Annotated in this window: 17 protein-coding genes and 1 other annotated feature; of the genes, 3 read left to right on the forward strand and 14 right to left on the reverse strand. The window is 38.2% G+C overall.

Features of this window, described 5'->3' with window-relative positions; translation table 11 throughout:
* Positions 1-140 precede the first annotated feature (140 nt).
* Positions 141-372 (forward strand) — a binding site (T-box leader).
* A 68-nt stretch (positions 373-440) separates the two neighbouring features.
* Positions 441-1430, forward strand: coding sequence for a tryptophan--tRNA ligase (gene trpS / locus B7E07_RS15815; RefSeq protein WP_080847211.1), 990 nt, complete (start codon positions 441-443; stop codon positions 1428-1430).
* A gap of 74 nt (positions 1431-1504) precedes the next feature.
* Here trpS and B7E07_RS15820 read toward each other — a convergent pair whose 3' ends face one another.
* From B7E07_RS15820 to B7E07_RS15860, 9 genes are all read right to left on the reverse strand, one after another.
* Entirely contained in the window at positions 1505-2248 is a 744-nt protein-coding gene (locus B7E07_RS15820) for a YjbA family protein (protein WP_080847214.1), read from the reverse strand.
* 614 nt (positions 2249-2862) lie between these two features.
* Complete coding sequence (gene opp4C / locus B7E07_RS15825; protein WP_139785738.1) at positions 2863-3720, reverse strand: oligopeptide ABC transporter permease; 858 nt, start codon at positions 3718-3720, stop codon at positions 2863-2865.
* 70 nt (positions 3721-3790) lie between these two features.
* The gene (locus B7E07_RS15830; protein ID WP_080847220.1) at positions 3791-4741 is read right to left on the reverse strand and encodes an ABC transporter permease; all 951 of its coding nucleotides are present in this window, start codon (positions 4739-4741) and stop codon (positions 3791-3793) included.
* Positions 4742-4940: 199 nt separating this feature from the next.
* The gene (locus tag B7E07_RS15835; RefSeq protein WP_080847223.1) at positions 4941-6599 is read right to left on the reverse strand and encodes a peptide-binding protein; all 1659 of its coding nucleotides are present in this window, start codon (positions 6597-6599) and stop codon (positions 4941-4943) included.
* A gap of 158 nt (positions 6600-6757) precedes the next feature.
* Positions 6758-7777: an ABC transporter ATP-binding protein gene (locus B7E07_RS15840; RefSeq protein WP_080847227.1), complete on the reverse strand. Its 1020-nt coding sequence runs from the start codon at positions 7775-7777 to the stop codon at positions 6758-6760.
* Complete coding sequence (locus B7E07_RS15845) at positions 7774-8760, reverse strand: ABC transporter ATP-binding protein (protein WP_080847232.1); 987 nt, start codon at positions 8758-8760, stop codon at positions 7774-7776. Before B7E07_RS15845 ends, B7E07_RS15840 begins: the two co-directional genes overlap by 4 nt.
* A gap of 273 nt (positions 8761-9033) precedes the next feature.
* A complete protein-coding gene (locus B7E07_RS15850; protein WP_257391469.1) occupies positions 9034-9765 on the reverse strand; it encodes a DUF2268 domain-containing putative Zn-dependent protease in 732 nt (243 codons plus the stop codon).
* 315 nt (positions 9766-10080) lie between these two features.
* A complete protein-coding gene (fabF, locus tag B7E07_RS15855; protein ID WP_080847246.1) occupies positions 10081-11322 on the reverse strand; it encodes a beta-ketoacyl-ACP synthase II in 1242 nt (413 codons plus the stop codon).
* 39 nt (positions 11323-11361) lie between these two features.
* Positions 11362-12294: a beta-ketoacyl-ACP synthase III gene (locus tag B7E07_RS15860; protein WP_080847250.1), complete on the reverse strand. Its 933-nt coding sequence runs from the start codon at positions 12292-12294 to the stop codon at positions 11362-11364.
* Positions 12295-12567: 273 nt separating this feature from the next.
* Between B7E07_RS15860 and B7E07_RS15865 the strand changes: the two genes are divergently transcribed.
* A complete protein-coding gene (locus B7E07_RS15865; protein ID WP_080847253.1) occupies positions 12568-12864 on the forward strand; it encodes a hypothetical protein in 297 nt (98 codons plus the stop codon).
* Positions 12865-12904: 40 nt separating this feature from the next.
* Here the strand turns inward: B7E07_RS15865 and B7E07_RS15870 are convergent, their stop codons facing one another.
* From B7E07_RS15870 to B7E07_RS15885, 4 genes are all read right to left on the reverse strand, one after another.
* Positions 12905-13096, reverse strand: coding sequence for a ComZ family protein (locus B7E07_RS15870; protein ID WP_080847256.1), 192 nt, complete (start codon positions 13094-13096; stop codon positions 12905-12907).
* A gap of 16 nt (positions 13097-13112) precedes the next feature.
* A complete protein-coding gene (locus B7E07_RS15875; RefSeq protein WP_080847259.1) occupies positions 13113-14081 on the reverse strand; it encodes a BMP family ABC transporter substrate-binding protein in 969 nt (322 codons plus the stop codon).
* A gap of 170 nt (positions 14082-14251) precedes the next feature.
* Positions 14252-15067, reverse strand: a complete 816-nt coding sequence (locus B7E07_RS15880; protein ID WP_080847263.1) for a Rossmann-fold NAD(P)-binding domain-containing protein — start codon at positions 15065-15067, stop codon at positions 14252-14254.
* 45 nt (positions 15068-15112) lie between these two features.
* On the reverse strand, positions 15113-15853 hold the full coding sequence (locus B7E07_RS15885) for a lipase family protein (RefSeq protein WP_080847266.1): 741 nt from the start codon (positions 15851-15853) through the stop codon (positions 15113-15115).
* Positions 15854-16339: 486 nt separating this feature from the next.
* Here B7E07_RS15885 and B7E07_RS15890 point away from each other — a divergent pair, with 486 nt between their 5' ends.
* Complete coding sequence (locus tag B7E07_RS15890; RefSeq protein ID WP_080847274.1) at positions 16340-16531, forward strand: YjzD family protein; 192 nt, start codon at positions 16340-16342, stop codon at positions 16529-16531.
* Between the two features lie 48 nt (positions 16532-16579).
* On the opposite strand, the gene clpB is transcribed toward B7E07_RS15890, so the two are convergent.
* Entirely contained in the window at positions 16580-19216 is a 2637-nt protein-coding gene (gene clpB, locus B7E07_RS15895; protein WP_080847276.1) for an ATP-dependent chaperone ClpB, read from the reverse strand.
* Positions 19217-19381: the final 165 nt, after the last annotated feature.

Genomic DNA, 19381 nt, shown 5'->3' on the forward strand with positions numbered 1-19381 from the left:
TTTCACGAAAAAATTTTTTTTACGAAATAGGTCATTTTTCGACAATCCTCTCCTCAATTAATGTAAGAAAACAAATTTTTTCTTTATTAATTTGAATTCAAATTCATTTTATTATATGATTAATATAATAAAATTTATATGAAATGGCTATGATGAAGAGTAGTATATTTACTCATTGGTTTTAAGAGATCCTGTGGCTGGTGTAAACAGGAAACCAAGTAAATAGAATGGACTTTTGAGCTTTTTAAAATAAAGAACTTTCTTTATTAAACGTTTGTCTACGTTATAAGACATCCTGTTCTAATGCAGGAACAAAGAGACTCAAATAAAATTGAGTAATTAGGGTGGCACCGCGGACCATTCGTCCCTAAAGATTTGGACGAATGGTCTTTTTGCTGCCCTTTTTTCTCTCTTCACAACCATTTTAAGGAGGAAAAAAAGTGAAAACTATATTTTCTGGCATTCAGCCTAGCGGTACAATAACTCTTGGGAATTATATTGGAGCACTGAAACAGTTTATTGAACTGCAAAATGAATATAACTGTTATTTTTGTATTGTTGACCAGCACGCTATTACGGTTCCTCAGGATCGTCTGGAATTGAGAAAAAACATTAGAAGCCTAGCTGCACTCTATATTGCGGTAGGCATTGATCCCGAAAAAGCTACTTTGTTTGTTCAATCAGAGGTCCCTGCTCACGCACAAGCCGGCTGGATGATGCAATGTGTATCTTACATTGGTGAGCTGGAAAGAATGACACAATTTAAGGATAAATCAGAAGGAAAAGACGCTGTATCAGCTGGTTTATTAACATATCCACCTTTAATGGCTGCTGATATCCTTCTTTATAGCACTGATTTAGTCCCTGTTGGAGAAGATCAAAAACAGCATTTAGAATTAACTAGAGATTTAGCTGAAAGATTTAATAAGAAGTATAACGACATTTTTACCATTCCAGAAGTTCGAATTCCTAAAGTTGGCGCTAGAATTATGTCCCTTCAGGAGCCTACAAAGAAGATGAGCAAATCAGATCCAAATACAAAATCGTTTATATCGATTTTAGATGAACCAAAGGTGATAGAGAAAAAAATCAAGAGTGCAGTAACTGACTCTGACGGTATTGTAAAATTTGATAAAGAAAAGAAACCTGGTGTTTCTAACCTTTTAACGATTTATTCAATCTTTACAGGAAAACAAATTGAAGATATTGTAGCAATGTATGAAGGAAAAGGTTATGGAGACTTTAAGGGTGATTTAGCTCAAATAGTTGTCAACTCTTTAAAACCAATTCAGGATAAATATCATGAACTAATGAATTCGGAAGAACTCGATAAAATTTTAGACAATGGAGCAGAAAAAGCGAACAGAGTTGCTCAAAAAATGATTAAAAAAATGGAAAATGCAATGGGATTGGGAAGAAAACGGAGATAAATATAGTCCGCCATTTCTAACGTAATTTACTAAAAGATCAAAAAAACCTTCGATAATTATCGAAGGTTTTTTATTTAATTCACTCTTGAACCATGTTCAATTTCCCATAATTTTTCAAAAAATGGCTGTCCTTTTATTAAATTTTCGCAAAATCTTTCATGCTTTTTTGACCAGCCATATTTGCTCTCGTCGAAAAGGTGTTCCCATGCATTTTCAAATTCCATAGCTTGTATTTCAGAATAAATTTCAGGTCTCCATTCTGTATACCAATATCGAATTTCTGCTTCGTTTTTTGAAGAGTACAGCTGATCAAGTGCCATAAACAGCAGCTGCTTAAGTTGTCTTTCTTTTCTTGTTAACCCTGCCATTAATTCTGGTGATGGCGAAAGAATATGAAACCCTTTTCCTGCTGTTTGAGAAAAAGAATATGTAGTTGTTTCTTGATCAGCTATCATTTCATAGGCAAGCTGTTCCTGCCTTGGAATAAGTCTGCTTTTTCTGATTGGTATACTGTATCCAATTGTATCTACGGCAAGAATGCCTGTCCCATCCGTGACAACAAAACAGTAATCCAATTGCACACGCTCATGATTCTTTCTTAAATATGCTTTTTGGTAGATATCGTCGAGAAGCTGTTGCGGAAGGTCTGCTAGATCATTTTCAATATAATGAAATAAGATAGAATCAACCTTTAATAATGGCACTTGATCCAGTAATTCAACCCCGTCATCCTTACGCCACTCATGAAAATGACATACATTGTACCCATTTTCTTCTCCTTCAAACCAGTTCACCCAAACATCATGAAGATATAACATTTACTTACCCCCACTTCACTAACTATTTGTCAATCAGTATGGGCATGTAATAGTAAATTTATTCCTACATTACATAGCGCTGAGATAGATTTAATGCAATTTACTATAATATATTCATTTTTGTTCTCTTATATGACTTGACTCGGCCACTAATCTCAATTATGTCATTTATTATCCATGTAACCAGATTTTCCAATTGCTCTTCTTTATTATTTCTTTATCCAAATCAGTCAACCTTAAAATTAGAGTTATTTACCTACTCAAATATATCATTCAGCACAAAGTGGCCAAACAAAATAAGATAAGGTACTTAAACGGATATTCAATGTTATGGTTTAGGTATTTAAACTAGCCCTTTCTACCTGTGTTCCGGTCACTGTTTTTCGTGGAAGCACAGAGGAGAGGTAAGCCGCCTCGCTTTGACCACTTCTGAGGGTCTCACCCTTTCCTCTATTGCTTAAAAAAGTTGAGTGTCCTCCACTCCATTTCACTTAGGTTTACAAGATATATTTTATAAAAACAAATAAAAAAAACGAATGATTAGAAAGGTTCACTTCCTAATCATTCGTTTTTATAGTCTGTTAAATACTAATGTCCATTTCTTCTCGTTTATTCTATTCCAATGTTTTTGGATCCAGTGCATCTCTTAATCCATCACCGATAAAGTTAAAGCTTAGTACGGTTAGCAGAATTAAGAATCCTGGGAAGAATGGATACCATGGTGCTGTTAACATAACCGTATAGTTTTGAGCGTCTTGCAGCATGTTGCCCCAGCTTGGGTCTGGTGGCTGTATGCCTAATCCCAGATAACTGAGTGATGCTTCTGCAAGAATTACACTGCCAACTAATAATGTAGCAGCAACGATAATTGGTCCCATTGCATTCGGTAAAATATGTGTAAAGATAATTTTGTAAGATTTTGTACCGATCGTTTTCGATGCGAGTACAAATTCCCTGGATCTTAAGGATAAAAACTCTCCGCGCACAAGCCTTGCTGTACCTGTCCAGCTTGTTAAGGCAAAAACCAAGATTAGGTTTTCTAAGCTAGAAGAGAAGATTGTTACAACAGTGATTAGCAGGAAAAGACTTGGGATTGAGATGATAACATCAACTAATCTCATCAGAATCGCATCTATGATTCCTCCAAAATAGCCAGCTACTGCTCCTACAGCAATTCCGATCAGGATAGCACCTAAAACAGAGCCAAATGCTACTAGAAGCGAAACTCTTCCGCCATATAACAGTCTCGTAAAGATGTCTCTGCCATAACGGTCTGTACCAAGCCAATAATCAGCACTAGGCGGCTGCAGCTTCGCCAGCAAGTTTTGCTGATCAAATGGATGTGGAGCAATAACTGGTGCCAGCACTGAAGCCAAAATGATGATTAGAAGAAAGATCCCGCCAGTAACCGCCAATTTATTCTTAACAAACTTTCTAAAAAATATTTTTGTTAATGTATCAGGTTTTTCCATTAAATTGGGGTTCAGTTCTAATTCTTTTTGTGAAATTTCCGGATTAACTTGTGTCACTGTAACCCCTCCTTTAATACTCAATGCGCGGATCGAAGACCGCGTATAAAATGTCAGCTACTAAGTTACCAATTACAACAAATACTGCAGAAATAACTGTTAATGCCATAATAACTGGATAGTCCCTCTGGAAGGCTGATTCAATGAATAAAAGCCCTATTCCTGGCCATGCAAATACTCTCTCAGTAATCGCAGCTCCACCGATAAATGAAGGAAGCATTAAACCAAAGATTGTGATGATCGGAATCATACCATTTCTGACACCGTGTTTAAAAACTACTTTTCTTTCTTTAAAACCTTTTGACATGGCAGTACGGATATAATCCTGTTTCAATACATCAATCATCGAAGAACGAGTATAACGCGTTAATGCTGCCATATCCGCTGTAGCTAATACGAAAGCCGGGAGAATTAAGTGATGGATTCGATCCCATAAACTAAAATCGGCATTTAAAGTAGATACTCCACCTGTCGGAAACCAGCCCAAGGTAACCGATAAAAACATGATCAAAATCAAACCAAGCCAAAAGTTTGGTGTCGCAACTCCTAAAAAGGAAGTTACGGTTACTGTGTAGTCAAGTTTTGAATATGGCCGCATTGCTGAATAAATTCCAAAAGGAATCGCGATAATGATCGCCAGAATCGTAGAGGTTAACATGAGCAACAAAGTATTAGGCAGTCTGTTCATGATCAATTCACTTACAGGAGTTCCCCGCTTAATAATTGAATCGCCAAAATCTCCTTGCACCATATTGCCAAGCCACTTCATATATTGAACATGTACCGGTTCATCTAATCCATATCTTTCTCGGAAAGCCTCTTTATCTGAGGGTTTCATGGAAGGGTCCATTAATAAAGATGTTGGATCTCCTGGTGCAGCTTGAATGATTGCAAATGATAGGATGGTAATTCCAAACAGCAAGGGAATAGCCATTATTGTTCGCCGAATAATATATGAGACCATCGCCTATTCTCCTTCTCTTAATAAAATGTTATTTATCCTAAATACAGTTATTACGTATAACCTGTAGGGTTTTCAGTATTTAAAAAGCTTGTCCATTTATTTTAAATGGCTAATTATTAATTTGGCTTATAATTATCATTACCTTAAATAGATGAAGAAAGGGAAAGGTACTTCCAATCCCTTTCTTCAGTTAAACGAATTACTCTTGCTCTAACCACCATTTGTTGATGTTATAAAGTTGGTTTTTCGCATGGAATTCATAACCTTGCAAGTTTGCTGGTAATGCACGGAATTCTTCAGGGTAGTATAAGAATGTGTAAGCTTGATCTTCTGCAAGACCTTGCTGTACTTGACCGATTTGATCTTTACGTGCATCTTTATCAAGTTCTTGTAAAGATTGGTCCATAAGAACGTCTAGGTCAGGATTAGAGTAGCCAGTGAAGTTTAATCCTGCTTCGATTTCTTTTGTATGGAAGATTCCGCTTGGATCTGGGTCAGTTCCAAGGCTCCATCCTAATACGATTCCTTCAAAGTTCCAAACGCCTGGGTCGATATCAGCGATTAATGAGCTGAATTCAACGATTTGAGGTACGATTTCAATGCCTACTTCTTTTAATTGCTGCTGAAGAATAACAACGATATCTTCACGTACTTTATTACCTTGGTTTGTTTTTACTTCAAAAGAGAATCTTTCTCCGTCTTTTTCTAAGATGCCGTCATCGCCAGGAGTCCAGCCAGCATCTGCAAGCATTTGTTTTGCTTTTTCTACATCATATTCAAATTTCGGTACATCTGGATTGTAAGCCCAGCTTAATGGACTTTCTGGTACGTGTGCTACTTCACCAAATCCAGCCATAACATTTTCAACGATTGCTTCACGGTCAATTGCATGCGTAATTGCTTGACGAACTGATACATCTTGGAACATTTCCATACGCTGGTTAAGTCCTAAGAATGTGTAAGAAAGAGCAAGGCCGCTTTCTAAACGAAGACCTGCAGCATCTGCAAAGCTTTCAACTGTTGGTACGTCAGGCTGTGCAACACCAGCATAGTAATGTACATCACCAGCTTGAAGCTGTGCTAACATTGCGTTTGCATCAGGAACAATTTTGTATGTTACTGAATCTAAATATGGACGTCCATCCCAATAATCTTCATTGGCAACAACTTTAACGTATTCGCCATCTCTCCACTCTTCAAACTTGAATGGACCAGATCCGATTGGGTTCTTTGTGTTAAACTCATGCTCACCAAGCTCCGGAATTGGAACTTCGCCTAAAATATGCTCAGGAAGGATCCCAAAGCTTAAACCTACAACTGGGAATTGAGCATCAACTTTGCTCATGTTGAATTTGATTGTATAATCATCAACTTTTTCTACAGATTCTACAGCTTCAAAATAAGATTTACGAGGACCATCATACTCTTCGCTCAATGGAATGTTATATGTGAATACAACATCATCTGCTGTTAATGGCTCGCCATCATGGAAAGTAGCGTCTTGTGTGATTGTAACTGTATAAGTTAAGCCGTCTTCTGCTGCTTCAACACTTTCAGCAAGACCGCCGTCAGTTACTGGGTTGAATTCCAAGTCTGAACCAATAAGACCATCAAAGATCATACCTTCAATATCAGAACTTGATGCATCACTTGAATATAAACCATTAAACATTGTTGGTGAACCAGTTGAACCAATGATTAAATCGCCGCCTTGAACAGGCTCACCGCTTGGTTCTGCAGGTGCTTCCGGCTCTTCTTCTGGCTCAGTATCTGTTGCTTCATTACCTCCTCCAGAACATGCCGCAAGAAACATTGAGAATACTAAAAGTAAACTAAGTAACCATGCTTGCTTTTTCATTCATCTTCCCCCTAAATAATTATTTGTTGAATATTGCAAATCTTTCGAAACGGAGTATGCTATTGCAGCAACGCCCCCTTTCAAATATTTTTTAAATTTTATGTTTATTTCCCCGCTAAGCGGGAAAATTATAAATGTTGCATTCTTTTAGATCCAGTTTAATAAAGATGGCATGCAACAAAATGATCTTTTTTCACTTCTCTAAATTCTGGCACTTTCTCAGAACACATTGCAGTTGCTGCAGGACAGCGTGTATGGAATACACATCCTGTCGGAGGGTTAGCCGGACTTGGCAGATCACCTTTTAAAATGATCCTTTCCCTCGGTGCTGCTCCCTTTTTTCGAGGAACTGGCACAGCTGAAAGCAATGCTTGTGTATATGGGTGAAGTGGTTCTTCGTATATGTCCTTCTTTGGAGCAAACTCCATGATCTTTCCTAAGTACATAACCCCGACACGGTCACTGATATGGCGGACAACACTTAAATCATGCGAGATAAATACATAGGTTAGTCCCATTTCTTCTTGCAGATCTTTCATTAAGTTAATTATTTGTGCTTGGATGGAAACGTCAAGTGCAGATACAGCTTCATCTGCAATAATCAAATCTGGATTTAGCGTTAATGCTCTGGCAATCCCAATTCTTTGTCTTTGGCCGCCAGAAAACTCATGCGGATAACGGTTAATGAATAATGGGTTAAATCCGACACGTTCAAGCAGTTCGTTGAGCTTTTCTTCTCGCTCTTTTCCTTTGTACATATTGTGTGTGTTCATCGGTTCAGTTAAGATCGACTTTAATGTCTTTCTTGGATTTAATGACGCGTATGGATCCTGGAACACCATTTGAATATCTTTTCGGACGGTTCTTCGCAATTCTGATTCGCTCATTTTGCTGATGTTTCTACCTTTGAAGATGATATCACCAGCTGTCGGCTCGTATAATCGGATCAATGTTCGACCTGCTGTTGATTTTCCGCATCCAGACTCACCCACAATACCGATTGTTTCACCTTTTTTCACTTTGAAAGTCAATCCATCTACGGCTTTTACTGAGCCTACATTACGCTGCAGAATTCCCGCTTTAACAGGAAAATGCTTTTTTAAGTCATTTACTTCTAAGATATAGTCTGAATTTGTAATAATGCTAGATTTTGAATTTTTTTCTGTTAATGTACTCATGAAGTAGCCTCCTTATCTCCGTGCAAGAAACACCGTACCTTCCGCGAGGATCCTTTAACATCCATTAAAGCTGGAAGTGCACTTCTGCACTTATCAAAAGCATGCGGGCAGCGCGGAGCAAATCGGCAGCCTTCCGGAAAATGTTCTGGCGGCGGTACATTTCCTTCAATAGATTGAAGCCTGTCTAAATCGTCATCCAGAGACGGAATTGAACCCATTAATCCTATAGTGTATGGATGAAGCGGTTCATCGAATAGATCATCAACCATCGCTTCTTCTACTACCTGTCCACAATACATAACGACTACTCTATCAGCAACCTCAGATACAACACCTAGGTCATGTGTGATCAGCAGAATGGACGTATCATATTTTTTACTTAAGTCCTTCATTAAGTCTAAAATTTGAGCTTGAATGGTAACATCCAGTGCTGTTGTTGGTTCGTCAGCAATAAGCAGTTTCGGGTTACAGCTCATCGCAATAGCGATCATCACCCTTTGCCTCATTCCTCCACTTAGTCTGTGGGGATATTCGTCAACTAATGCTTTTGCTCTGGAGAACCCTACAAGTTCCAGCATTTCAACAGCCTTGGTTCTGGCTTGGCTTTTATTAAGCTTCTGATGATACATCAGCACCTCAATAATTTGCTCCCCTATTGTTAATACAGGATTTAACGATGTCATCGGCTCCTGAAAAATCATTGAAATATCATTGCCTCTGATTTTGCACATTTGATCATCAGTTAATGTAACTAAGTCCTGGCCATTAAAAAGGATTTCACCATCGACAATTTTTCCTGGCGGGCTCGGAATAAGTCTCATAATGGAAAGCGAGGTAATACTTTTTCCTGAACCAGATTCTCCAACAAGTGCTACTGTTTCACCTTTTTGGATTGTTAAGTCAACACCATCAACGGCTGGAATATTGGTTTTCTTTTTCATAAAGTGTGTTTTTAAATTTTTGAGCTCTAATAGTGCTGTCATAATATCCCCCGTCCATCTTTAAAAAATAGACCCGATCAATATATTAAAATAGCTTTTTTTCTATCTCTTTAAATATATCAATTTCGGAAATTTTCAGATTAATTATCTGTATATTATTACAAAAGCATTACGAGTTCAAGAAGTTTTTTTAAAATTCTTCTTTTTTCATTAATTTAAAATAAATTTATTATTAAATACATTGCGAATAAACCAATAATGACAACGCTTTCCAATTCAATAAAAAAAAGGAGAATTTTTTTATTCTCCTTTTTGTCATATTTTAAATCCCTCTGCATCAGTATTCCAAACTGTTAAAAAAGCTTCAGCAGGCTTAGTCAAAGAATCTGACAGGGTAAATTTATTTGTCTCAGTATATTTGGAAATCATTACATAACCAGCTGCATATCCTAACATGTCTGGCACGTTTCTTTTTCCAAACAAAATATGATCATGAAGTCTTTCGGTTTTCTTTTTTCTTAAATGACTTTCAATGAACTGTACCCAATACGTTTCAATTTCTTTTTTTGTATAATAAGTGCTCCATTCAGAAACGTAATCCTCTCCACAGAAAATCCTCACAGCATGTTCTGCCAAACCTTCTAAAACAATGGAATCCAAAAGAGTATACTCGGATATTTTCTTTTTTATGGCATTCATTCGGCAGACATGATGGTACTCGTGTACAAATAATGCCTCGAGTTCCTTTAAATCTTGAGCAGGAGCTAAAAAGAGAAATATTTTATCTTTGAAAGAAACCCCTGACTTCCCAAGCTGATGTCTCACAAATATAGACTGCATGGCCTTAACAGGAAATATATATACAGGAACATCCGGTCCTTTCCACTTTCTTTGATATAGGGTGAAAAACTCGTCCGCCTTCTTCCATACATCCTGTTTTTTCATGTCCTGATAATATTCATATGTTTTACGATTCGGGGTATACATCCCAAAGTTCTGTAAGTATTGATATAACTTATCAGGTTCTTCTTCTTTAAATAGCTGCATTACCTTTTGGATAATATTTAATGGCTCATCAAAGTGCTGTTCGAGCCATTCATTGGTTTTGATTACCCCAATAAAATCGTCTCCTTTTAAATCATCATTCGATAGTTTATGAAAAATATCATGTAATGGTTCAGTCGATCGCTAAGATATACATATTTCCCATTTCAAAGCTAAAAGGGGAACGACAGGCTTTTTGGACTTATTCTTTCCGCTTAATTACAGGTGTCTCACAACTTCCGCGATTGTTGGTTTATACTTTCTCAAAGTGGAAAAAAGCTGACTCCTATGCCTGGAGTCAGCTTTTAAAATAAGATTTTATTGATTAAATTGCTTAAATACAATTGTTGCGTTATGGCCGCCAAAGCCTAGGGAATTGCTCATTGCTGCTTTTATTTCTTTTTCTCTTGCCTGGTTTGGCACATAATCTAAATCACACTCAGGGTCTGGAGTTTCATAATTTATGGTTGGGGGAAGAACACTTTCCTTCATAGCCATTAGTGTAAAAATAGCTTCCACACCGCCAGCTGCACCTAATAAGTGACCAGTCATTGATTTTGTAGAACTTACAGCCAATTTATAAGCATGGTCTCCAAACACTTCTTTAATGGCAAGTGTTTCGAACTTATCGTTATAATCTGTGCTCGTACCGTGTGCATTAATATAATCAATGTCTTCTGGAGTTAATCCGCCGTCATTAATTGCCATTTTCATCGCTCTAGCTCCGCCTTCTCCGCCTGGTGCAGGAGCTGTTATATGATAGGCATCGCCAGTTGCGCCATACCCAACAATTTCTGCATAAATTTCCGCACCGCGTGCTAATGCATGCTCCATTTCCTCCAGCACAAGGATCCCGGCACCTTCTCCAATAACAAATCCGTCACGATTTTTATCAAACGGTCTGCTCGCTGTCTGTGGATCTGGGTTCGTTGATAAAGCAGTATTTGCACAGAAACCGGCAACAGACATCCTTGTAATTGGCGCTTCTGCACCTCCAGTGATCATGGCATCAGCATCTCCGCGCTGTATGACCTTAAAGGCATCTCCGATTGAATTTGTACCTGTTGCACATGCTGTTACGGTACAAGAGTTAAAGCCTTTTGCACCTAATGTAATAGAAACCTGCCCTGTTGCCATATCTGGTATCATCATTGGAACAAAAAATGGGCTGACTCTGCGGTATCCGCGATTTAAAAAGGTTTCAAACTGATTTTCAAATGTTTCCATTCCTCCAATGCCTGAACCAATCCATACCCCAATTCGTTCCGCATTCTGATCATTGATTTCAAGCTTAGCATCCTCTACAGCCATTAAAGAAGCTGCAATGGCATAATGTGTAAACCTATCCATTTTACGTGCATCTTTACGATCTATGAATTCTTCAGCATTAAAATCTTTTACTTCTGCTGCTACCTTTGCTGGATATTCATCTGCATTTAACCTCGTTAATGGCCCGACACCTGATTTACCTTCTTTAACATTACCCCAAGATGTCTGTGCGTTATTCCCGAGTGGTGTTACAGCACCAATTCCCGTAACGACAACTCTCCTCTTGTTCATAAATAATACCGCCCCTTTAAATGTTATTGTGATTAAAATTTATCTTCCCCAGCGAAGTGCAATTGCACCCCATGTTAAACCGCCGCCAAAACCGACCATAACAATCAGATCGTCATCTTTAATTTTTCCGGCCTCCAGCTCTTCTACCATTGCAATAGGAATAGAAGAAGCAGAAGTGTTTCCGTATTTTTCAACAGTCATTGACATTTTTTCAACTGGCAGGTCAAGTCGTTGACGAGCAGCTTCCATAATTCTTATATTAGCCTGATGAGGGATTAAAAAGTCAACATCTTCCTTTGATAGTCCTGCTTTTTCTAAGACATTAATACAGCTTTCACCCATTTGTCTTACTGCAAATTTGAACACCTCTCGGCCATTCATAACAATATTCTCATCTTGGTAAAGGTACTTTCCACCAGAACCGTCAGCTCCCAGTTCAAAAGATAAAATTCCTCTTCCTTCTGAGACCGGTCCCATTACTGCTGCACCTGCTCCATCTCCAAATAAAACAGCTGTATTTCTGTCATCCCAATCTGTAATTTTTGAAAGTTTCTCTACACCTACAACTAGGACGTATTTATAGGCGTTAGTCTTAATGAATTGCTGCGCTGTGATCATGCCATACATAAACCCAGCACATGCTGCACTAAGATCCATTGCTGCAGCTTTTTTAGCACCAAGACGTTCCTGCAGCATGCATGCTACACTTGGAAAAGGCTGATCTGGTGTTACTGTAGCTACAAGAATCAAGTCAACTTCTTCTGCAGTTATATTCGCATTTTTTAATGCTTCTACTGCCGATTGGTAAGCTAAATCAGACGTATCTGTCTGGTCATCTGCGATCCTTCTTTCACGAATACCTGTGCGTGTTCGGATCCACTCATCGGATGTATCTACCATCTTTTCAAGATCACTATTTGTTAAAATTTTTTCAGGCAATGCTCTGCCGAGACCTAGTACACCTGCATTCATAGTTTCCACTCCCAACATAATGGTTCTAACGAGACAATTTTTATTAATATTATTATCAATTATTATGACTTGGTACTAATTTTATCAAAAACAAGATCACTTTTGCAACTAATTAATATGAGTGTCCAAACACATTAGCACGAAAGGCATATACTATTTATAAAAAGACAACTGTCATTGGAATGATTAATATTTATTTTTAGTCTGTGCTGTTTTTAGCTGTTTGAGCCTTATTGTGGTGAATTGCAATTTTGTTAAGTGGGGGAGAACCATATGAGTGAAAATGAAAAAGACTTTAAGCAGGACCGTTTTTCACAGTTAATGTTTGGGAGGAGCAGGCAGGAGAGGCCTGAAAAGCAAGACTGGATATTAGGCAGAAAAATTGAACATACAGAGAACAACGATCCTAAAAATCCTACACAAGAAAAAATAGAGCAAATTCTTGAGAATGTTGATTTGGATGGATTAATGAATAATTTTGATACATTGATGTCGTCTGTTGGTGAATTGAAACCACTTATGAAAAAAGCCAGTCCGTTTTTGCAAAAGTTCTTAAACAGTGAAAAATGATAATGAACATTTAAATAAAAAAACCGGCCTATGGCCGGTTTTACTCTTCTTTTAATGCATCTTCCTTACCAAGCTCGTATGCTTCTGTCATGACTTGTGTAAATAAAGACATAAATGGCTGAATCATTTCCATTGAAAGTTCTACTCCAGCTTCTTCAAGCTGCTGTTTCGCCTCCGGTAAATATTTCATGGCGATCGCCATAAACTCCATTGTTTTATCATTTGTTTGCATCTTTATATCCTCCAATTTATTGCTGTTTCTCGTTTGGCAGTTTGCCTGTTTTTTTGTATTCATCAATCCTATTGTTTATTTCATCTTTAAAGGCTTGATCAACTACAGGACTAAACTTGCCTAACGAAATGACTTGATCCTGAAAGTCAAAAGATAAATTTCCAGACTGAAGTTCTCCGTTGTTAAACTTTTCAGCGACAAGTTCATATAAAACATCAACATGCTGAATAGTACTTGTTAAAACTGTCGATTCTCCAAGGTCACTTTGTTCTGAGATATATCCAATCGCGTACTGTCCATTTTCTTTTACCTTTTCAATAATAGGAACGTTATAGCCATCTCCGGCAGGATAAATAACATCTGCACCAGCATTGTTCAACTTTTGCAGCATAATACTTGCCGTTTCAGTGTCGTCCCAGCCGCCAACATGTTCTATTTTAACATTAACCTCTTCATTTTGAAATTGAGCTCCTTCTACAAAGCCTTTTATCTCAGGCTGCCATTCATAAGCAGCCAATACACCCACCGTATTTGTTTCCGTCATATGTCCAGCAACCATGCCCCCAAAAAAGCCCATGGCATAACCTTCAAATCCCAAACTTGTCGTGTTCTTATTTTGGGCATCACCATTAAAGCTGACAAACTGTATATGAGGATATTCTTCGGAAAAAGCATTAAAATATTCGGCATATTCATTTCCATGCCCAAAGATCAGGTTGACTCCTTTTTGATCGAATTCTTCTACTGCACGCTTGACAATGACTTCAGAGTTCATTCCCTCTTTATAATAAACCTCAATATTATAATGAGATTGAATCTTTAGCATTCCTTTATAGCCTTTAGTTCCCCATACTTGGTCGTTCACTGTGTCAGGCACTAATAACCCAGCCTTCTGCAATGTTCCTGGCGACATAGCCTGTCCGCATGAAGATAAAAAAACAAGGCATAAAAGAAGGAACCCGAACTTCTTGAATTTAAGATGCATCTCTTCTTTCTCCGCCTCTCATTTGGAAAGCCTGCAAAACTTTCAATCTAGGTGAAACTTTTCTGCACTAGTCCTATTTTACCTTGATATGAAGCTATTTGAAAAGATCTTTTTGCAAGATTGCCTAATCCACCATTCTTCATGAATGGTTTGCTTCTTGCAACTGCTCACTATTCTATTAGATTGAATTGTAAATGATGCTGCTGTTTTTTAAGTCCTTCACACTTTTCTTCAGCAGCTTCTATAGCCTGGATCTTAATATGGTTAGGAAACTCCGTTTGCTTATCGATCTTTCTTATGTCTTCCTTTCTAATTGAGAGCATGGCAGCACAGTGCTGCCATAGATCGGAAATCTTATTTCGAATCAGCCATTCTCCAGAAGTACGTTTATGGAAGATCTCCATTATCGCGTCAACTGCGCATTGTACATAAATAGCATCCTCCTGCCATTCACGGTCACTAATACGAATGTCCTTCTTCTTTTCCAGTTTTTCTAAACATGCCTGTTGAAAGGCAAATTCCTCAGGTTGCCACTCTCCATAGATGGTCGGCAAAAATATAATAGTAAGCTTATTTTCCATTACTTGAAAGCTTTTTTTCTTTTCATTCCTTTCATACTCCTGATCCAACGCAGATTGAGCAGGTAGCAATACAATCATTTCTGTCTCTTTCCCAGCTGCATAGCTTGCATGTTTTAACCATTGATCATACATCTCATTGACTTTTTTAGTGTCATTCCGTAAATGCAAGCTATAACAATCCAAGATGATTAGGTTGACTTCATCTTCTTTAGCTGGAATTATTAATTTTTCCCATTCCAAAAAGTTAGCATTTCTTCCTAATTCGAGTCGTTTATTTTCCAGCATGTCTTCATCGCTTATATCTGATGGTACAATTGTTACATTAAATCCTTCTTCAAGCAGCCTTTTACTAAGATGAAATCCCATAAATTCGAAACCGCCATATATGATTACTGAATCATTCATATAAATCCTCCCAAGTATAATCCTTACTGTAGCCTATGCTCAAAATCACAGCACTTTCTCATATTTTTTAAAAAAGCTGATCATTTGTGTGGCCATTCTCTGCATTTTCTCGGGAACAATATAATAAATAGACACTGGCGCCTCTGCATCCTTCCATTTGACAGACAGCTGCTTAAGCATGTTTGATTGTTTGTAAGCTTTGCCGCCAGATAATATATGAATGATTTTAACAGGTGATTGTAAGTTCTCGATTAGATATTGATCATCATAAGTATTGACCATGTCTATTACCTTGCTACTCTCTGTTTTGTATGAGGCAGCAAGTTCTTTCAATAATTTCTTATAGAAAAATTTATGCTCTTTCTCTTGGATTAGATGGTTTTTCACTGATAAGATAGGATTGATAAAGACCGCTGACCGGATGCTATCTCCCATTTCGTTCATCAGCTTTAATGCCGCCAAGGCGCCCATCCCTTCTGCAATGATATGAATTTTCTCATTCAGAATTTCAGTTCGAGTCACATAGCCATACAAGGTCTTAGCCATTTGTACAGCTTCATTGCTTCCCCAATTTCTGCCGAATAAATTTGAATAAAAGACGGTATATCCCGCTTCCACTAGCTTGTTAATTAATGCTGCTTTTCCCTCGTTTTGTGTCCAAAAACTATTTTTTTCGTCAACAAAATGCCGTTCATCCCCGATAATTAATATACCGAAACCGCTTGGCTTATCAGGGTAGTGAATCATACTCCATTCAGTATCCATTTTAAAGTTTCGGTGTTTCATTTCCAAAAACTCCTTTTATTTTTCGTTCATATTTAATGTATGTTTGGATAATTGAATTGGAATGGGACATCACCCATTTTTGAAGAATACATGCTTCAAGACTTTACCAGGCTCGCCTTATTTAAGCTTGTCGCCCCTGGCAAGCGCCTTCCGCTTTTCTTGTCTAGCTGCAGCGCCTAGCTCCTCGAGGTCTTAAGCCAATCCGTCCAGAAGGTTATAGGGCAACCTTCTAGCCGTCTTGTCTTAAGCTTGTCGGAGCTGAGCAAGGCGCTTCCGCTTTTCTTTGTCCAGCTACAGGCGCTAGGGGCTCGAGGTCTTAAGTCAATCTGTCCAGAAGGTTAAAAAACAACCTTCTTGCCATCTCGCCTTAAGCTTGTCGCCCCTGGGCAAGCGCATTCCGCTTTTCTGTTCATAATTCAAGTTTATTATTTTAGGGTGTTGTGGTAAGATGTAAAGGGATTCAATAATGTAAGAGGTGAACTATTGATGAAATATGTGTGGACTTTATTTTGGACATTCCTTCTTGTTCATATGTTATCGTATGTTGCTGGTTCAATGCTTGGCGCTCCTTATGATTTTCAAACGAGTGCGATCCTTGCAGTTGCAGCAACCCTATTAATTTATGTCATTCCAGTCATCCTTCCAGATGAGCCTGCGGACAAAAAAGCGATTCATTAATTGTTGAAAATATCGTCAGCCTTACAAATAGGCTGACGATATTTTTCTTTACTCAGCATGTTCATTTACTTCAACAGACAATAAACCATCCTCTAAAGCAATAACTACTTCACTATGTTCCTTAATGGCACCTGAAATGATTTCTTTAGCTAATGCTGTTTCCACATTTTTTTGAATATAACGTCTCAAGGGCCTTGCACCATAAATGGGGTCATAGCCATTTTCAGCAATATATTCAACTGCATCATCTGTTATACGTAAATTCACTTGCTGATCATTCAATCGTTCTTGCAGTTCATTCAGCATATTTTTTACAATGCCGTGTAAATCAGCAATCGATAAAGGTTTAAAAAGAATAATCTCATCTATTCGGTTAATAAACTCTGGCTTAAAATGATTTTTAAGTTGCAGAAGCACTTTATTTCGAGTTTCTTCCATAATATAGTCATTCTCTCGCACTTCATCGCGTTCCAGTAAGTAATTGGAGCCTATATTGGAAGTCATAATAATGACTGTATTTTTAAAATCAACCATTCTTCCTTGGGAATCTGTAATGCGTCCATCATCTAATACTTGAAGCAGAATATTAAATACTTCAGGATGCGCTTTTTCAATCTCATCTAATAAGATGACAGAATACGGTTTACGCCTTACCGCTTCTGTAAGCTGTCCTCCTTCTTCATAGCCAACATACCCTGGAGGTGCACCAACTAATCTTGAAACTGAATGTTTTTCCATATATTCGGACATATCTAAGCGAACGATTTGATCTTCACTGTCAAATAATACTTGTGCCAGTGCTTTAGCTAACTCCGTTTTTCCAACACCTGTAGGACCAAGAAATAAAAATGAACCGATTGGACGATGAGGATCCTTTATGCCGGCTCTTGCTCTTATCACTGCATCTGAAACAAGCTGCACTGCCTCATTCTGACCAATGACCCTTTCTTGTAATATACTTTCTAGCCGCAGCAGCTTTTCGCGTTCACCTTCAACAAGCTTTGCAACCGGGATGCCAGTCCATCTGGCTACAATGCCGGCAATTTCTTCTTCTGTCACCTCTTCACGAACAAGCCTGTCCGTATGTCCTTCATTTACTTCTTGCTCCATCCTCTTTAATTCTTTTTCTAGCATTGGAATTTTTCCGTGCCTTAATTCCGCAGCACGATTTAAATCGTACTTATTTTCAGCATCTTCCAAGTCACGGCGATGTTTTTCTAATTGTTCTCTTTTCTCCTGTATACTTTGTATTCCTTCTTTTTCAGCAAGCCATTTGGTCTGCATGTTTCTGGCTTTATCTTTTAAGGCTATTAGTTCTTCTTGTAAGGCAGTAAGCCGTTCTTTGCTTGCTGCATCTTTTTCTTTTTGCAGTGCAGCTTCCTCAATTTCAAGCTGCATGACTCTTCTTGTTACCTCATCTAGTTCAGTTGGCATGGAATCCATTTCAGTACGGATCATGGCACAGGCTTCATCAACTAAATCAATTGCCTTATCTGGTAAAAACCGATCTGTAATGTATCGGTCAGATAGAGTTGCAGCAGCAATTAAAGAGCGATCATGAATATGAACCCCATGATGGACTTCAAACCGTTCTTTTAAGCCCCTCAAAATAGAAATGGTATCCTCCACATTAGGCTCTTGTACTAAAACTTGCTGAAACCTCCGTTCAAGTGCAGGATCCTTTTCAATATATTTGCGATGTTCATCCAAAGTAGTTGCACCAATACAATGCAGTTCACCCCTTGCAAGCATGGGCTTTAACATGTTTCCGGCATCCATAGCTCCCTCAGTTTTTCCTGCACCGACAATAGTATGAAGCTCATCAATAAAAAGCAAAATTTTCCCTTCGCTCTTTTTCACTTCATTTAATACCGCTTTTAGTCGTTCTTCAAACTCTCCTCTAAATTTTGCGCCAGCAATTAAAGAACTCATATCAAGTGAAAAAATCGTTTTATCCTTTAAACCTTCTGGTACGTCTTTTCTGACAATACGCTGCGCAAGGCCTTCAACAACAGCTGTTTTACCGACACCAGGCTCACCGATTAATACCGGATTGTTTTTTGTTTTACGTGATAATATTCGAATAACATTTCGTATTTCCTGATCACGGCCAATGACAGGGTCAACCTTCCCTGCTTTAACCTCCTCGACAAGGTCTCTCCCATATTTATTCAACACATCGTATGTGGCTTCTGGATTTTCCGATGTCACTCTCTGGTTCCCCCTTATTTGTTTAATAATTTCCTCCAGCTTTCCTTCTTCTTGTATAAACGCTCTCAGCAATCTTCCTGCTTCTGATTGTTTTATTTTTAATAAGGCTAATAAAAAATGCTCTGCAGATACATATTCGTCCTGCCAAGTCTTCATCTGGTTTTCAGCTTCAGCGAACACTTTTTGCAGTGTATTTGTTATATATAAAGTTCCTTGCTTCATTCCGCTGCCTGAAACTTGCGGTTTTGTTTGAAGCTTTTTGTCGATAGCTTGTCTGAGCTGATCAGCTTGAATGGATGCTGCTCTTAGAATTGATGAAGTTAATCCTTCTGTATTTTCCATAAGTGAATGCAGAAGATGCAGATCATCAACTTCCTGATTCTCTTTACGAACAGCTAAGTTTTGTGCACTTAATAATCCTTCGCGTACATGCTGTGNGAGCTGAGCAAGGCGCTTCCGCTTTTCTTTGTCCAGCTACAGGCGCTAGGGGCTCGAGGTCTTAAGTCAATCTGTCCAGAAGGTTAAAAAACAACCTTCTTGCCATCTCGCCTTAAGCTTGTCGCCCCTGGGCAAGCGCATTCCGCTTTTCTGTTCATAATTCAAGTTTATTATTTTAGGGTGTTGTGGTAAGATGTAAAG

This window comes from Cytobacillus gottheilii, from assembly GCF_900166665.1.
GTDB lineage: Bacteria > Bacillota > Bacilli > Bacillales > Cytobacillaceae > Cytobacillus > Cytobacillus gottheilii_A.

What these genes read in the sequence shown, in the direction of transcription:
- B7E07_RS15820 (WP_080847214.1), bottom strand. Translation starts at nt 2,248, where the DNA reads ATGTTATATCTTCATGATGTTTGGGTGAACTGGTTTGAAGGAGAAGAA.
- opp4C (WP_139785738.1), bottom strand. Translation starts at nt 3,720, where the DNA reads ATGGAAAAACCTGATACATTAACAAAAATATTTTTTAGAAAGTTTGTT.
- B7E07_RS15830 (WP_080847220.1), bottom strand. Translation starts at nt 4,741, where the DNA reads ATGGTCTCATATATTATTCGGCGAACAATAATGGCTATTCCCTTGCTG.
- B7E07_RS15835 (WP_080847223.1), bottom strand. Translation starts at nt 6,599, where the DNA reads ATGAAAAAGCAAGCATGGTTACTTAGTTTACTTTTAGTATTCTCAATG.
- B7E07_RS15840 (WP_080847227.1), bottom strand. Translation starts at nt 7,777, where the DNA reads ATGAGTACATTAACAGAAAAAAATTCAAAATCTAGCATTATTACAAAT.
- B7E07_RS15845 (WP_080847232.1), bottom strand. Translation starts at nt 8,760, where the DNA reads ATGACAGCACTATTAGAGCTCAAAAATTTAAAAACACACTTTATGAAA.
- B7E07_RS15850 (WP_257391469.1), bottom strand. Translation starts at nt 9,765, where the DNA reads ATGCAGCTATTTAAAGAAGAAGAACCTGATAAGTTATATCAATACTTA.
- fabF (WP_080847246.1), bottom strand. Translation starts at nt 11,322, where the DNA reads ATGAACAAGAGGAGAGTTGTCGTTACGGGAATTGGTGCTGTAACACCA.
- B7E07_RS15860 (WP_080847250.1), bottom strand. Translation starts at nt 12,294, where the DNA reads ATGAATGCAGGTGTACTAGGTCTCGGCAGAGCATTGCCTGAAAAAATT.
- B7E07_RS15865 (WP_080847253.1), top strand. Translation starts at nt 12,568, where the DNA reads ATGAGTGAAAATGAAAAAGACTTTAAGCAGGACCGTTTTTCACAGTTA.
- B7E07_RS15870 (WP_080847256.1), bottom strand. Translation starts at nt 13,096, where the DNA reads ATGCAAACAAATGATAAAACAATGGAGTTTATGGCGATCGCCATGAAA.
- B7E07_RS15875 (WP_080847259.1), bottom strand. Translation starts at nt 14,081, where the DNA reads ATGCATCTTAAATTCAAGAAGTTCGGGTTCCTTCTTTTATGCCTTGTT.
- B7E07_RS15880 (WP_080847263.1), bottom strand. Translation starts at nt 15,067, where the DNA reads ATGAATGATTCAGTAATCATATATGGCGGTTTCGAATTTATGGGATTT.
- B7E07_RS15885 (WP_080847266.1), bottom strand. Translation starts at nt 15,853, where the DNA reads ATGAAACACCGAAACTTTAAAATGGATACTGAATGGAGTATGATTCAC.
- B7E07_RS15890 (WP_080847274.1), top strand. Translation starts at nt 16,340, where the DNA reads ATGAAATATGTGTGGACTTTATTTTGGACATTCCTTCTTGTTCATATG.